This window comes from Lysinibacillus piscis, from assembly GCF_026012395.1.
GTDB lineage: Bacteria > Bacillota > Bacilli > Bacillales_A > Planococcaceae > Lysinibacillus > Lysinibacillus piscis.
Genome location: NZ_BRZA01000001.1, coordinates 271347 through 286998, shown reverse-complemented (window position 1 = coordinate 286998; position 15652 = coordinate 271347). Strand labels below are relative to the sequence as shown.

At 38.0% G+C, this 15652-nt stretch carries 18 protein-coding genes; 16 read left to right on the top strand and 2 right to left on the bottom strand.

Features of this window, described 5'->3' with window-relative positions:
* Positions 1–42: 42 nt before the first annotated feature.
* From OPF91_RS01510 to OPF91_RS01495, 4 genes are all read left to right on the top strand, one after another.
* Positions 43–639 carry a TetR/AcrR family transcriptional regulator gene (locus tag OPF91_RS01510; protein ID WP_264986905.1) on the top strand — a complete coding sequence of 199 codons (597 nt, stop codon included), beginning with the start codon at positions 43–45 and terminating at the stop codon, positions 637–639.
* Positions 640–757: 118 nt separating this feature from the next.
* Positions 758–1636, top strand: a complete 879-nt coding sequence (locus tag OPF91_RS01505) for a LysR family transcriptional regulator (RefSeq protein ID WP_264986903.1) — start codon at positions 758–760, stop codon at positions 1634–1636.
* Positions 1637–1732: 96 nt separating this feature from the next.
* Positions 1733–2158 (top strand): cupin domain-containing protein, encoded by a 426-nt coding sequence (locus tag OPF91_RS01500; protein ID WP_264986902.1) that lies wholly within the window; start codon positions 1733–1735, stop codon positions 2156–2158.
* Positions 2151–2477: a carboxymuconolactone decarboxylase family protein gene (locus OPF91_RS01495; protein WP_264986901.1), complete on the top strand. Its 327-nt coding sequence runs from the start codon at positions 2151–2153 to the stop codon at positions 2475–2477. Before OPF91_RS01500 ends, OPF91_RS01495 begins: the two co-directional genes overlap by 8 nt.
* A 65-nt stretch (positions 2478–2542) precedes the next feature.
* Here OPF91_RS01495 and OPF91_RS01490 read toward each other — a convergent pair whose 3' ends face one another.
* Complete coding sequence (locus OPF91_RS01490; RefSeq protein WP_264986900.1) at positions 2543–3346, bottom strand: MerR family transcriptional regulator; 804 nt, start codon at positions 3344–3346, stop codon at positions 2543–2545.
* 159 nt (positions 3347–3505) lie between these two features.
* On the opposite strand from OPF91_RS01490, the gene OPF91_RS01485 reads away from it, so the two are divergent.
* The 9 genes from OPF91_RS01485 (at position 3506) to OPF91_RS01445 (ending at position 11194) form a co-directional block, all read left to right on the top strand.
* Positions 3506–4057, top strand: coding sequence for a class I SAM-dependent methyltransferase (locus OPF91_RS01485; RefSeq protein WP_264986899.1), 552 nt, complete (start codon positions 3506–3508; stop codon positions 4055–4057).
* A gap of 13 nt (positions 4058–4070) precedes the next feature.
* Positions 4071–4661 (top strand): DedA family protein, encoded by a 591-nt coding sequence (locus OPF91_RS01480; protein WP_264986898.1) that lies wholly within the window; start codon positions 4071–4073, stop codon positions 4659–4661.
* Complete coding sequence (locus tag OPF91_RS01475; RefSeq protein ID WP_264986897.1) at positions 4658–5359, top strand: response regulator transcription factor; 702 nt, start codon at positions 4658–4660, stop codon at positions 5357–5359. Before OPF91_RS01480 ends, OPF91_RS01475 begins: the two co-directional genes overlap by 4 nt.
* On the top strand, positions 5343–6830 hold the full coding sequence (locus OPF91_RS01470; RefSeq protein ID WP_264986896.1) for a sensor histidine kinase: 1488 nt from the start codon (positions 5343–5345) through the stop codon (positions 6828–6830). The genes OPF91_RS01475 and OPF91_RS01470 overlap by 17 nt, the downstream gene beginning before the upstream one ends.
* 60 nt (positions 6831–6890) lie before the next feature.
* Positions 6891–7973 (top strand): GAF domain-containing sensor histidine kinase, encoded by a 1083-nt coding sequence (locus tag OPF91_RS01465; protein ID WP_264986895.1) that lies wholly within the window; start codon positions 6891–6893, stop codon positions 7971–7973.
* 200 nt (positions 7974–8173) lie between these two features.
* Positions 8174–9535, top strand: a complete 1362-nt coding sequence (locus OPF91_RS01460) for an ethanolamine ammonia-lyase subunit EutB (RefSeq protein ID WP_264986894.1) — start codon at positions 8174–8176, stop codon at positions 9533–9535.
* Between the two features lie 18 nt (positions 9536–9553).
* Positions 9554–10414: an ethanolamine ammonia-lyase subunit EutC gene (eutC, locus tag OPF91_RS01455; RefSeq protein ID WP_264986893.1), complete on the top strand. Its 861-nt coding sequence runs from the start codon at positions 9554–9556 to the stop codon at positions 10412–10414.
* 36 nt (positions 10415–10450) lie between these two features.
* Positions 10451–10903, top strand: coding sequence for a response regulator (locus tag OPF91_RS01450; RefSeq protein WP_264986892.1), 453 nt, complete (start codon positions 10451–10453; stop codon positions 10901–10903).
* Between the two features lie 12 nt (positions 10904–10915).
* The gene (locus tag OPF91_RS01445; RefSeq protein ID WP_264986891.1) at positions 10916–11194 is read left to right on the top strand and encodes a BMC domain-containing protein; all 279 of its coding nucleotides are present in this window, start codon (positions 10916–10918) and stop codon (positions 11192–11194) included.
* A gap of 51 nt (positions 11195–11245) precedes the next feature.
* Here the strand turns inward: OPF91_RS01445 and OPF91_RS01440 are convergent, their stop codons facing one another.
* A complete protein-coding gene (locus OPF91_RS01440) occupies positions 11246–12106 on the bottom strand; it encodes a YitT family protein (RefSeq protein ID WP_264986890.1) in 861 nt (286 codons plus the stop codon).
* A 197-nt stretch (positions 12107–12303) separates the two neighbouring features.
* Here OPF91_RS01440 and pdhA point away from each other — a divergent pair, with 197 nt between their 5' ends.
* Genes pdhA through OPF91_RS01425 form a run of 3 tightly spaced genes read left to right on the top strand, consistent with a single transcriptional unit; the run spans position 12304 to position 15643 of the window.
* A complete protein-coding gene (gene pdhA, locus OPF91_RS01435) occupies positions 12304–13284 on the top strand; it encodes a pyruvate dehydrogenase (acetyl-transferring) E1 component subunit alpha (protein ID WP_264986889.1) in 981 nt (326 codons plus the stop codon).
* 19 nt (positions 13285–13303) lie between these two features.
* Entirely contained in the window at positions 13304–14293 is a 990-nt protein-coding gene (locus tag OPF91_RS01430) for an alpha-ketoacid dehydrogenase subunit beta (RefSeq protein ID WP_264986888.1), read from the top strand.
* A 12-nt stretch (positions 14294–14305) separates the two neighbouring features.
* Entirely contained in the window at positions 14306–15643 is a 1338-nt protein-coding gene (locus tag OPF91_RS01425) for a dihydrolipoamide acetyltransferase family protein (protein WP_264986887.1), read from the top strand.
* Positions 15644–15652 lie beyond the last annotated feature (9 nt).

Below are 15652 nucleotides of genomic sequence, written 5' to 3'. Positions count from 1 at the left end.
TCAACACATTTTCGCAAAATGTTGAGTGAAGGAAGTTAATGTATGTCGATACACGAACAAATGAACAGTGAAACAAAACAGGCAATTAGGCAAGCATTAGTAGAGCAAATGCAGACAGTGCCGTTTGAACAAATCACAGTGAAAAATCTAGCACTAACAGCAAATATTAATCGTGGCACTTTTTATTTACATTACATGGATAAATTTGAGGTGATGGAGGATTTACAACAACAGCTTTTGCAGGAATTAGCCTCATGTGTGCAACAAGTGCAGCCCGTTGAAGCTTTTCAAACTATTCAAAAGGGCCAACTCTATCAACCATTTGTAGGGGTGATTACTTATATAAAAAAACAAGATAAGGCCTTTCGTGTATTGTTAGGTGCGAATGGTAGCCAAGCTTTTAGCCATCAAATGAAAAATGTTTTTAGTAATCATCTCCTTGACAAAGTAATGGCGTTGCAGGTAGAGGCGTTTGATAGTGAATTCCGCTCTTATTTACAGGCTTTTTTAACATCTGCTATTTTAGGGGTGATTCAGCAATGGTTGGAAAATGGCAATGAGGATATGACAGTGGAAGAAATGGTCATGATGCATTTTCGCTTATTGCGCTTTATTAGTAGTTTAGGATTTTTGCGCTAATGGTGTGGTGACTAAAGCTTTGGATAGATGAAAATATAAATTGGTAAACGATGATGAACATACACAGTAAGTAGAAAAAAGTTTGAAGAAATTTGAGTGATTGTAGGAGGGAGTAACTTTGGAGATCAGGATATTACGCTATTTTTTAACCGTTGCCACAGAACAAAGTATCACCCAAGCTGCAAGAGTATTACATATTACCCAACCTACACTTAGCAGACAAATAAAAGAACTTGAAGAAAAGCTGGGAACGCCTCTTTTTATTCGCAAAAATAAAAAAATGCTTTTGACCGAAGCAGGTATGTTCCTTAAAAGTCGGGCAGAAGAGATGGTTTTGTTGAGCGATAAAACAGAGCAGGTATTTTTAGAGAGAAAACAAGAAGTGGTGAGTGGTCATATTGCTATTGGCTGTGTGGAGGCAGATAATTCAGATACATTAGCAATGTTTTTAGAAGAGATGGTTGCAGAGTATCCTCAAGTAAGCTTTAGCATTTTTAGTGGGACAAGTGATGAAATAGTAGAGAAATTGGATAGAGGGTTATTGGATATTGCCCTATTACTTGAGCCCATTTCAACAGAAAAATTCAATAAAATCATTTTACCAAGACAGGAAAAATGGGGCTTACTAGTGTCGAAGGATTTTTTCCTAGCTAATCGAAATTGTGTAACAATTGATGAACTTATGGGTATCCCGCTATTATGTCCATCGAGAGTAGATGTACAAAAAATGCTGTATGCAAGGTTAAAGCTGGAAGTAGGAGAACTAACTATTATCGGAACCTTTAATTTGATTTTCAACGTATTCTCGCTTGTGGAAAATGGAGTAGGTTCAGCATTGACCATTGAAGGAGCGGTATCAAATCGAAGGCTAGAAAATATGAAATTTCTGCCGTTGATGCCTGAAATAAAAATAAATTGTGTTGTGGTATGGAAAAAGAATACAGTGATTTCACCAGCTGTCCATAAATTAATAGAAAAATTTAAACATGCCTTTTGAGTATAGTTGATGATTTAAAAGGTATTAGACAATGCAGTTTTTCTTCTTTAGCATAAGGAAATGAAAACGATTTTTCTATATTGGAGGAATACGAAAATGGCAAAACATGAAGAAGTAAAAAATGGTGTTATTTTCCCAGCAGGAGAAAAAAACGATGCTTTTGCACAATATTTTGTAGGACAAAGCTATTTAAAAAATTTAGTAGCTGATCCAAATATCAGTGTGGGTGTTGGCAATGTAACATTTGAACCTGGCTGTCGTAACAATTGGCATATTCACCATGATGGTTTTCAACTGTTATTGGTTACAGGTGGAGAAGGTTGGTATCAAGAAGAAGGAAAGCCTGCGCAATTTTTAAAAACGGGCGATGTTGTAGTTATTCATGATGGTGTTAAACATTGGCATGGTGCAGCAAAAGATAGCTGGTTTGAACATATTGCCATTACAGCGGGTACGCCAGAGTGGCTAGAGCCTGTTACGGATGAAATTTACTCAAAACTAGAGGGGGATATAAATGGCTAAACAAACAGCAGGTCGTGATAATTTAGGCGAATTTGCTCCTCAATTTGCACAGTTAAATGATGATGTGTTATTTGGAGAAGTATGGTCAAGAGAGTCAGAACTATCTACACGTGATCGTAGCATGATTACTTGTGCAAGTTTAATGACACAGGGCGCTCCGCAATTAGAGGCACATCTAAAAATAGCTCAACAAAATGGCGTAACCAAAGCGGAAATAGTAGAGCTGATTACTCATTTAGCTTTTTATGCAGGGTGGCCAAAAGCTTGGTCTGCATTTACTTTAGCAAAAGAAATTTTTAAGGAAGATGGTAAGGAGTAAACTAAGATAATGACAAAATAACCCTCTATCGACTGAATAAGATAGAGGGTTATTTTGTCATTATTTTACGGCGCATAATAGCGAGAAAGAGCCGATTCTAGTCGATTTGTAAGGTGCTGTGAAATATAACGCAACACAAATTGTTCTTTTTCCATATTGAGCTGTGCGGCACGAAAGATTTTTGTCCAAAAGCTGACTTTATATTGGGTGGCAAATTGCTGTAATGCTTCAATACGTAAGGATAGCATCACTTCATTTTCAATATGACGTGCACGAATTTTTTGCACAAGGCCCTGTGTATGTTCTTTTTGTAGCGTGACCATATGTTGTTGCATGTATTGAGTGAGGAACTGGTCATTAATAGCAATGTGTATATTGTCCTGTCCGTCACTTGGTGTGAAATGAAAAAGCCCTGTTTCGATCATTTGCTGTAATACTTGTCCTAGTATGTTCACTTGCTGTGTAACATCCTCCGTCACAGTAGTTGTGGCGACAATTTGCTGTTGAATACATTGGTCAGCTTCATTCATTCTTAATAGCTCTTTCAAGCCTTTGACACGGTACTTGTCCTTTAAGAGGAGAATCATACGAAGCTTTATAATCGCAGATAATGTTAACTGCTGATGGGTTGATTGCTCAAAAATATATGCTTCAAATGGCTTCATATAGTAGCGTAACATGGCAATGGTAATGCCAAGCCACTCCGCTACCTGTGCAATGGAATAATGCTTAGCTTCATCTATTTCAACTAAATAGGCATCCTCATAAAGAAGTTCCTCTAAATTTGCCTGTTGTTGAATAATAAGAAACAATGGATCATGCTGTACAAATGGAAGAATAAACGCTTTCACATCATGGACTTGTCGCATTGCTGTGTGCACCTCCGCTTGATGGTCTATATAGGTTTCTATTCGAATGATAGGCTGGTTATGAGTAATATTAAGAAAAAGTTAAGAAATTCCCTCTCATAACGTTAAGAAATGTCAGCTAAAGTGAGACCAAGAGAGTAATGAAGGGGGCAATATTGTATGCAATTTATAACATTTATCCATGAATTTTTGAAAAATCCTAAAAGTATAGGTGCTATTTCACCCAGTTCTAAAAAATTAACAAAGAAAATGTTAGAAACAATTTCATTTGAGCAAGCTGAATGCATTATAGAGCTTGGTCCTGGTACAGGTTCGTTTACAATGGAGCTAATCAAAAAGAAAAAACCATTAACTAAACTAATTTTAATTGATAATAATGCTGTTTTTTGTGAAAAACTACGTCGTCAATTAGCCTATGAGCCGAATGTGGAAGTCATTCATGGTTCAGCTGAAAATTTATGCTTATATATGGATGAATTACATATTAAAAAAATTGACTATATTGTGTCTGGTTTACCGTTTACATCCTTATCACCAATTGTTTCTGCATCTATTTTACAGAATATTCGAACATGTATGGAGGATGGGGAGTTTATTACATTCCAATACTCACTTGTACGTAAATCACTTATTCAGCAATTTTTTGATCGTATTTCACATACAAAGGTTTGGATGAATATCCCACCAGCGTATGTGCTAAGATGTAAATAGGGAGAGACTGCCAATGGGATTATCTGATTTATTCACATGGCTTGAACAATATGGCTATCTCGCTTTATTTTTCAGCTTATGGCTAGGCATCATTGGTATGCCTATTCCAGATGAAATGATTGTGATGAGTGGTGGATTTTTATCCTCTTCAGATAAAATGGCTATTTTGCCTGCATTTATACTAACCTATTTAGGGGTTGTCTCAGGGCTTTCTTTAGGTTATATCCTTGGCAAAATAGTTGGTGATAAAGTGCTTCAACGATTGATGAAGAAAAAAGCAAGCAAATTAGCAAAATCCATCGCTTTATTAGAGCGATTCGGTCGTTTTGCATTAATCATTAGCTATTTTATCCCAGTTGTTCGACATATAATTCCTTATTTAGTCGGTATGAATAACATGTCGTTTAAAACATATGCTTTCTATTCGTATACAACGGGTTTTGTATGGACGCTCATTTATTTTTTACTTGGTTTATTTTTTGGTCAGAATATGGAGGAGATTTCCGTATTTGCAACAAAGTATGGTATTTATCTGGGCATTTTTGCTGTCGTAATTATGGGGTATGGTTATAGAAGAAAATGGTTTTTAGGTGGGATGAAATGAGTAAGGAAACAATATTACTAGTAGATGATGAGCAAGAGATTCGTCATTTAATAGCGATTTATTTACAAAATGAAGGCTACAACGTATTAGAGGCGGGAGATGGGACAGAAGGATTGCATCTATTACAGAAACAGAAGGTGCACGTCATTGTGTTAGATATTATGATGCCACATATGGATGGTATGGAAATGTGTATGAAAATAAGGGCAATTGCGGATATACCAATTATTATGCTATCAGCGAAAACACAAGATATGGATAAAATTATGGGTTTAACATTAGGGGCAGATGATTATATGACAAAGCCTTTTAATCCATTGGAATTAGTAGCTCGTATCAAATCGCAGCTTCGTCGTTATTTAAAGATGAATCGTTTTGATCTAGTTAATCATGAGGCTATTGAAATTGGCGATATGTCTATTAATACAGCTACACATGAAGTCATTGTCAATCAACAGCAAGTGAAATTAACACCACGAGAATTTTCTATTTTGGAATTACTAGCGAGACATCCAGGCATTGTGATGAGTGCAGAGCAAATTTATGAAAAGGTTTGGAAGGAAGAAGCTATACAATCGGAAAATACGGTCATGGTGCATATTCGAAAAATTCGAGAAAGAATTGAAACAAATCCAAGAAATCCTCAATATATTAAAACCGTATGGGGAGTAGGTTATAAAATTGAAAAAAATCTATAAACCATATTATTTCATCGTCACTAAAATAAAGAATAGTATACAGATACAGTTATTAACGATATTTATCATTTGTGCGCTTGGTAGCTTGCTTGTAGCAGAAATTTTATTACCTTTTTTTAGGGATTATAATGAAAAAGAAATGATTGATTATAGCCCAGATATGAAATTGATGCTTTACGAAATGCAGGATATTATGGCACTAGCTAGTGAAGAAAATAGTGTCGATGCATTAAAGAGCTTGATTGAAAGGGAGAATAATCGACTACTAGACAATCAAGATGCTATGAAAATAGTGGTAACGGATGAAACTGGCAAAGTGCTTTACAAAACGCAGCAGGTAGAGGAAGAGCAAGTGAATGTTCACCAGAAAATGCAACAGGTGATGAGCTTTGGCATCAATCAACCAGTTCAACATAAATATACATATGAAATGGAAGAGACACGTAGAGAATTTCTTGCTTTTTACCCGCTAAACATACAAGGTGAAAATTTGTATGTGTTTAGTAGTGGTATCCCTAAAGGAGTTGCTGTGAAGTATTCAACAGAGGGACCTATGCCAGCATTGATTGGTATAATGTTATTTGTCTGGTCTTTCTTTTATTTGACAAAGCGAAAAATGCGTCAAATTGAAGAGATGGCAAAGGGCGTGAATGAAATAGCACAAGGAAATTTAAGCTATCGTATTGAAAAAAAGGGGCAAGATGAGCTTGCCTCATTAGCTGAAAATGTTAATCAAATGGCAGAGGCGATTAAGACAACGCTTGAAAAGGAAAGGAGAATAGAACAGCAGAAAAATGAGCTGATTACTAATGTGTCACATGATTTGAGAACACCTCTAACATCTATTATGGGCTATCTACGTTTAGTGCGTGAAGGAAAATATGTGACACAGGAGCAGCATGATGATTATTTAAAAGTGGCTTTTTCCAAATCAGAGCAGCTACAGCGTTTGATTGATGATTTATTTGACTATACAAAATTGACGAATGAAAAAATAGTGTTAGTGCGACAGAAAGTGTGTATAAATGAGCTACTGGAGCAATTAATGGAAGAGCTTGTTCCACAGGCAGAGCAGTACGGGAATGAATTTGTGAAACATTTTTCAGAGCAGCGCATTATTGTGAGTATAGATTCTGAAAAAATGGTGCGAGTATTCGATAATTTATTAGTGAATGCCATTAAATATAGCCAAAAGGGGACAGAAATATGGGTTTCCCTTGCAGTAGATGATGAGCATATCCACATTTGTATTGCTAATTATAGTGATATATTGACATCAGAGGAGTTAGTCAATATTTTTGAAAGATTTTATAAAAGGGATTCATCGAGAACAAGTGCAAAAGAGGGATCTGGGCTAGGTTTGGCGATTGCCAAAAGCATTGTTGAGCTGCATCATGGTAGTATTTATGCTCGATATAAGGATGACATGTTACAGTTTGTGATTGTGTTACCGAAAGAGAATCTCGTATAAATTGAATCTATATTCTATTTTTGCTATAGTTTGTGAAACATATAAGGGGGGATACCAAATATGTTAACTGAAATGGTTGACCTAAGACAATTCAGCAACTTATCTCATGGACAACGTGAAATTATTTTAGGTGTGGCTCGTAATCTACAACTAATAGCTGATTTGTCCCAAGCAGATGTATTTATTAATTGTTTATTAGAAGATGGCGATGCTGCATTAGTTGTTGCTGAAGCGAAGCCTACAACCGTTCCCTCTTTGTATCAAAAAAGTATGGTAGGACATATAACTGTTGAAGAAATGGAGCCAGGCGTTTTCTTTTGTTTACAGACAGGAAAACCTGTTGCTAGTTCAAGAGGCATCACAGCAGAGCGTGGTGTGATGCGGCAAGATATTGTGCCAATTAAGGATGAACAGGGGACAACGATTGCGGCATTAATTAAAGAAAGTAATATTTCCGAAGTAGTAGAAAATAAAAAAACGATGGCTAAACTGCTGACAATACATGATAATGAAGAAAAGCAGCGTGTATTACAAGCAATGGCTATTCAAGAAATACATCATCGTGTAAAAAATAATTTACAGGTTATTGCTAGCCTACTGCGTTTACAAATGAGACGTTTCTCAAGCGCAGAAGTGATGGCAATATTCCATGATAGTATTGCGCGTATATCCAGTATGGCTTTAGTGCACGATTATTTAGCACAGGCTCGTACCGATGAGGCAGACATTAAATGGTTGATTACAGAAGTTACGACTTTACTTGTTTCCTCCTCGATTATCCCAGGACAAGATATTACTGTATCTGTGGAAGGTGAGTCTGTCTATTGCCCCTCTAATCAAGCAACAGTGATTGTGATGATTGTCAATGAATTAGTACAAAATAGTATTAAACATGCTTTCCCAACCAAAAGAGATGGAGCTATTACGATACAAATCAAAACCATCAAACAGATGATGACCATTACAGTGATTGATAATGGCTGTGGAATAGATGACTCCTTTTCTTTAAATCATAGTGCATCATTAGGCTTACAATTAGTGGAAATGTTAGTGGGAGAAAAGCTACAAGGTGTTTTTTCTTTTCAGCCAAGTATAGAGGGAACAAGGGCATTTCTTACTTTTCCGGCCAATCAATTAAAATAGAAGAGCACTTTACAAAAAGCTCGAGAGTAGTGTAAGATGTAACAAAATAATAGCTAGGGCAAGGGCGCCATCCATACTTGTGGAAATTTTCCTCAGGTCTGTGTGTGCTCTTTTTTTATATTGTTTTAGTAATAATGGAAAAATGCCCATTTAATTAAGATTGTATTGTAAGCGTTAACAAATAGGGGGAGTGATTGATAATGAAATTGTCCTGTATGGTCAAAGGCACATTTTATACATTTTCATCGGTAAGAGAAGTGCTAGCAAAGGCGAGTGAAGCAAAATCTGGGGATGTGATGGCACGTATAGCAGCAACTTCATCACTGGAGCGAGTAGCCGCAAAAATTGTATTGAGTGAGCTACAGTTGAAGGATATTTATGAACATCCAGTGATTCCGTATGAACTAGATGATGTGACGCGTTTAATTTATGATGATATTAGCGAGACCATTTATAAAAACATTCAGCATTGGACGGTTGGCGAATTGCGTAACTATATTTTGGCACGCGATACAAAAGCAGATCAGCTATTAAAGCTATCGAGAGGGTTAACGAGTGAAATGATTGCTGCTGTAGCTAAGCTAATGTCTAGTTTAGATTTAGTGTTAGCTTCACAGAAAATGAGATATCAAGCACATTGTAATACGACGATTGGAGAGCCTGGACGTTTAGCCTTTCGTTGTCAGCCAAATCATCCGAACGATTTACCAGAGGGGATTTTATATTCCATTAAGGAAGGTCTATCTTATGGAGCAGGGGATGCAGTGATTGGTATTAATCCAAATATTGACACAGCGGAATCCGTCAAGGCACTGTTGACGCTGTCACATGAATTTATGGAGAAATGGCAAATACCAACGCAAAATTGTGTGTTAGCGCATATTACGACACAAATGGAGGCATTAAGGCAAGGAGCACCTGTTTCCTTAATGTTCCAAAGCTTAGCAGGTACACAGAAGGGGAATGAAGCATTTGGTATATCGAAAGAAATGATTGATGAAGGCTATGATTTGATGTCACGTTATGGTACATCAGCAGGTCCTAATTTTATGTATTTTGAAACAGGGCAAGGGTCAGAAGTATCCTTAAATGCAGCCCATGAAGTAGACATGCAAACATTGGAAGCAAGAACATATGGCTATGCACGTCATTGGAAGCCTTTTATGGTGAACAATGTGTCTGGCTTTATCGGCCCTGAAACATTATATGATGGTCGTCAATTAATTCGAGCAGACCTTGAGGATATGTTTATGGGCAAATTACATGGTTTACCAATGGGCATTGCACCGACCTACACAAATCATATGGATGCTGATCAAAATGACCAAGAAATTGCGGGCATATTAACGGCTGTTGGTGGCGCGAATTTTTATATGGGTGTACCCGGTGGTGATGATGTCATGCTGAATTATCAAGATACGAGCTATCATGATGATGCTAGTTTACGAGAGCTTTTAGGCTTACGACCACTGCGCGAATTTGAAAAATGGATGGAAAATATGGGGTTAATGGAAGATGGTAAGCTAACAAAATGGGCAGGGGATTTATCTATTTTTGATTGAGGATAGGGGGGATTTTATATGGATATTCAAGAAATTGTACGACAAGTGTTGAGAGAACTAGAACAAAAAATGCCATTACCAGAAGAGGCTCCTGTGCCAAACAATACAGAGGATGTTATTTATTTTTCAGAAGAACGATTCAAAGATGTTGAAAATGCAAAAAATATAGCAATGATTGAACGTGCCCAAAGCATTACACCCGCCCGTATTGGGATTGGGCGAACTGGCACACGTATGCGAACAGGTAGCTATTTGCAATTTTTAGCAGACCATGCAGCTGCACAGGATGCTGTTTTAAAGGACGTTGGTGAAGAATTTTTACAACAAATAAAATTACCTAAATTAGAGACGAAAGCCCAAGATATGAAAACCTATTTAATGGATTTGGATGCAGGTCGTCAACTATCCACGCAATCGGTTGAATATTTACGTACACATGGCGATAAAGGGAAAAGTGTGCAAATTATTGTGTGTGATGGATTGAGCTCCTCTGCTGTAGAAGCTAATGTGAGTGATTTACTACCTGCTTTAATACAAGGACTGAAATTAAAAAATATTAGCGTGGCACAGCCTTTTTTTATACAAAGAAGTCGTGTGTGGGTACAGGATGAGGTTGCAAAAATTGTTGACTGTGATTTAGTGATTTCGTTGATTGGAGAGCGACCAGGTTTAAATACAGATGAAAGTTTAAGTGCGTACATGGTGTACCGACCAACAGAAAAAACAGTAGAGGCAGATCGGACAGTTATTTCAAATATTCATCGTGAAGGTTTAACCCCTGTCGAAGCAGGCGCTTATTTATCGGATGTTATTGAGCAAATGCTATTGGCAAAATGCACAGGTGTAGCATTTGCTCGTCGAAAAAATGCACATATGTAAAAAATTAGACGCTGTCAAGAAAGGCTGTGATAGCTGTTGAAAAAACGTATTTTAATTGTAGAAGATGAATTGATTATTCGATTGGATTTGAAAATGATGCTATTAGACTATGGCTATGATGTCATAGGAGAGGCTGGAGACGGAGATCGTGCAATTGAGCTGACCCATCGTTTAAAGCCAGATTTAATTTTAATGGATATTAATATGCCGAAGCTAAATGGTTTAAAAGCGAGTCAAGTGATTGGGCGTCAATTGGATGTGCCAGTGATTTTAATTACAGCGTATAGTGAGAGAGCGTTTATCGAAAAATCAAGGTTAGATAATGTCATGGGCTATTTGGTAAAACCTATTTCAGAAGAGCATTTACTACCAGCCATCATGATTGCTCTTCAACAAGATAAGAAAACAAAAGAATTAAAACAATCATTGCAAATGCTACAAGAACAAATTGATGAAGGTAAGATGATAACACAAATGTATAAACAGTAGGAGGATATGCAGATGCAACAACAGGGTGAGGCATTAGGTATGATTGAAACAAAAGGACTGATCGCGGCAATTGAGGCAGGCGATGCGATGGTAAAAGCCGCGAGTGTGAGCTTAGTAGGTAAGGTGCATGTTGGTGGTGGTATTGTAACAGTACTTGTACGTGGAGATGTGGGGGCTGTAAAGGCAGCGACAGAGGCAGGCACTTTAGCAGCCCAGCGTGTAGGTGAATTACTATCTGTCCATGTGATACCAAGACCACATAATGAACTGGAAAGTATTTTACCAAAATAAAATAACCCGAACGATGATGAAACACTTCCATCAACGTTCGGGTTTTCTAATTTAGTGAATATCGCGCTTTTTGAAGTTACCGCCACGTACTTCTGATACATCAGAAATAACAATAAAGGCACTGTCATCAATATCTTTAATAATCGATAATAATTTCGTTTCTTCCATTCTGTTAATGACACACGTTAAAATTTCAGTCGCTTCATTCGAGAAGCCACCACGTCCTTGTGAATAAGTAACACCACGCCCTAAACGAGCTTGAATCGCATCACCAATTTCCTGTGATTGATTGCTAATAATTTTCACAGATTTCGATTTTTCTAAACCAACTTGAATAATATCGATAACATTTTTCGCAATGTAGTAAGTTAAAGCGGAGTATAGTGCACTTTCTAAACCGTAAATAAAGCTTGCACCGATAAAGATAAAGGCATTAATGAACAAAATAATATCTCCAACAGAAAAGGGAATTTTACGAGATAGTAAGACAGCTAGCACTTCTGAGCCGTCTAGAGCTCCACCATTACGCAAGACAATCCCAATCCCAACTCCTAGTAGCATACCACCAGATAAGACAATTAATAACGGGTCTTGTGGTCCTAAAATAGGCTTTACATCATGTAACAACACCGTAGCAATCGATAGTGACGCAATTCCTGCGATACTCATCAATGCAAAGGTTTTCCCAACCTGTTTATAGCCTAAATAGACAAACGGAATATTTAATACAAACAGTAGTATACCTAATGGGATATCAAATAGATAAGCGCCCATAATACTAATCCCTGTTACACCGCCATCAATTACCTCATTTGGTATCAATACAGCTTCTAGTCCATATGCTGCAATGACAGCACCGATGACAATCATGATAAATCTTCCTATGTGTTCAAATGATTTATTTTTTTTCATACATCTTCTCCATTTCATATATGTATTTTCCACTCTTAATTGTACCTATATCTCTAAAAAAATGCACTCAATAGCTCATTTTAATGAAAATAGTTTATCAGTTTTTTCTGAAAATTTACTTGACGTATGGAAAAGACAATTATATGATATTTACAAATGTAACAACATAGAACAAAAGTAAACAGGAGGAATGGAAGATGACAAATCTAAATGTACCTGCTTCAATTTCGAACGAAAAGTTAAAAGATTTATATAAAGAAATGTGGTTAATTCGTTATTTTGATGAAAAAGTAGACCAATTTTTTGCTAAAGGGCTTATCCATGGTACAACACATTTATGCGTTGGACAGGAGGCTTCTGCAGCAGGCTCGATTGCTGTATTAGAATCAAAAGATAAAATTATCAGCACACATCGAGGGCATGGTCACTGTATTTCAAAAGAGGGTGATGTCAATAAAATGATGGCGGAGCTCTTTGGACGTGAAACGGGTTATTGTAAAGGAAAAGGTGGCTCGATGCACATTGCAGATGTCGAAAAAGGGAACCTTGGTGCAAATGGTATTGTAGGGGGAGGTATTCCACTAGCTGTAGGTGCTGCGCTAACATCTAAAATGAAAAATGAAAATTACGTTGTCCTATGCTTCTTCGGTGATGGAGCATCAAATGAAGGTAGTTTCCATGAATCTGTAAATTTAGCAGCGATATGGGATTTACCAGTTGTCTTTATTTGTGAAAATAACCAATATGGTATGTCTGGACCAGTTAAAGATATGACACGTGTTGAAAATATTGCTGATCGTGCTAGTGCTTATGGTATTCCAGGGAAAATCGTGGACGGTTGTGACATGTTGGAAATTATGAATACAGTGGATGAGGCTGTTGAACAAGCACGTAATGGTAATGGACCAACATTAATCGAAATGAAAACATATCGCTGGAAAGGTCACTCTAAATCAGATGCGAAAAAATATCGTACACGTGAAGAAGAAAACGAATGGCGTGCAAAAGATGGCATTAAGCGCTTTAAAACAGTATTAATCGAAGCGGGTGTGTTGACGGAAGATGAGGCACAAGCATTGCAACAGCAAGCGAGCCAAGAAATTGAGGATGCTGTGAAATTTGCAGAGGCAAGTCCAGAGCCATCTATTGATACTTTAGAAGAAGATGTATTTGCATAATAATGAAGAGGTGAATCCTATGACAAATCGAGAAATTACTTATTTAGAGGCAGTACGTGAAGCAATGACCCAAGAAATGCGTCAAAATCAGGATGTATTTATTTTAGGTGAGGATATTGGTATTTATGGAGGGGCATTTGGTGTAACACGTGGCATGATTGAAGAATTCGGCCCAGAACGTGTGCGTAATACACCTATCTCAGAGGCAGCGATTGCTGGAGCAGCAGTTGGGGCAGCTTTAACAGGAATGCGGCCTATTTTAGAGCTACAGTTTTCCGATTTTATTACGATTGCTATGGATCAAATGGTTAACCAAGCAGCGAAAACACGTTATATGTTTGGTGGAAAAGGAAAAGTACCAATGGTATTGCGTACACCATCAGGCTCAGGTACAGGAGCAGCTGCACAGCATTCACAAAGCTTAGAGGCATGGATGGCCCATATTCCAGGATTAAAGGTTGTGCAACCATCAACAGCCTATGATGTAAAAGGCTTACTAAAAGCAGCAATGGATGACGATAATCCAGTTATTTTCTATGAACATAAGTTACTTTATAAAACATCTGGTCATGTACCTGAGGAGCAGTATTCAATTCCTTTAGGTAAAGCGGATGTGAAGCGTGAAGGAACAGACGTAACGATTGTGGCGACAGCGATGATGGTGCATAAAGCATTAGAAGCAGCAGCAGCGCTTGAAAAAGAAGGAATTAGTGTCGAAGTGGTGGACCCAAGAACCATTGTACCACTTGATGAGGAAACAATTATTAATTCTGTGAAGAAAACAGGTCGTTTAATTGTCGTGCATGAGGCTGTGAAACGAGGCGGTATTGGTGGCGAAATCGCAAGTATGATTGCAGAGAGTGAGGCATTTGATTATTTAGATGCACCAATTAAACGTCTTGGTGGACTTGCTGTACCAATTCCATACAATCCAACATTGGAAAAAGCAGCAATCCCTCAAATACCAGACATTATTGCAGCAGTCAAAGAAGTTGTGAAAAACAAATAGGAGGGATTGTGGATGGCAAAGGAAATTTTCATGCCAAAGCTGAGTAGTACCATGGCAGTTGGGACGCTTCTTCAATGGTTTAAGGAGGAGGGCGACAGCGTTGAAGTGGGTGAGCCACTTTTCGAGATTATGACGGACAAAATTAATATTGAAGTAGAATCCTACGATGAAGGGATTTTATTAAAAAAGTATTTTGGTGAGGATGATCAAGTACCTGTCAATCACGTTATTGGCTATATTGGCGTAGCGGGTGAGGCTGTACCCGATGAGCCACCAGGGGAATCTGGGGCAACAGAGGAGGTAGTGGAACCAGCGCCAGCACCAGCAGCGCCTGTTCAAGCAACCAACTCGACAGCAGCACCAATAAATGATGGTGAAAAGCCACGAGCAACACCAGCAGCTAGAGCATTGGCACGTACTGAAAATGTGGAGCTGACGGTTATTAGTGGGAGTGGTCCAAATGGGCGCGTACATAAAAAAGATGTAGCTGCCTTTGTACACAATGCACCAGCTCAAACAAAAGCCACACCACTAGCACGTAAAATTGCGGAGCAGGAACAAATTGATTTATCAACAGTGCAAGGTAGTGGTGCACATGGCAAAATTACGAAAAACGATGTCATTTCGACGAAGCGTACACCAGCATCAACAGAAGCACAAGCGACTTCTCGCAAAAAACTATCTGGTATGCGCAAGGTGATTGCAGAACGAATGGTACAAAGTAAGCACACAGCACCACATGTGACAATGGCAAGTGAAATTGATATGACGAAGGTCAAAGAGTTACGTGCCGCTATTTTACCAGTGATTGAAAAACAGACAGGTTTGCGTGTATCGTATACAGAAATTTTAATGAAGGCAACAGCAGTAGCGTTGGCAAGACATCCAGAAATCAATGTTTCTCTGGATGGAGATGAGCTTGTACAGCATCATTATGTGCATATTGGTTTAGCTGTAGCAGTGAATGATGGCTTAATGGTTCCAGTGGTGAAGGATGTACTAGCGAAAGGCTTAGCTGAGCTAACACAGGATGCCAAGGATATTGCCAAACGTGCACGTGATAATAAGCTATTGCCAGACCAAATGAAGGGCTCTACCTTTACGATTAGCAATGTTGGTATGTATGCAGTCGATATGTTTACACCTGTTATTAATCAGCCTGAGAGTGCGATTCTTGGTGTCGGACGTATGCAGGATAAGCCTGTTGCGGTCAATGGCGTGCTAGAAATTCGCCCAATGATGACAGTAAGCTTATCCTTTGACCATCGTGTCATTGATGGTGCACCAGCAGCAGCCTTTTTAACAGAGCTGAAAGATATTTTAGAAAATCCATACGAGTTACTTGTGTAGGGAGGATAG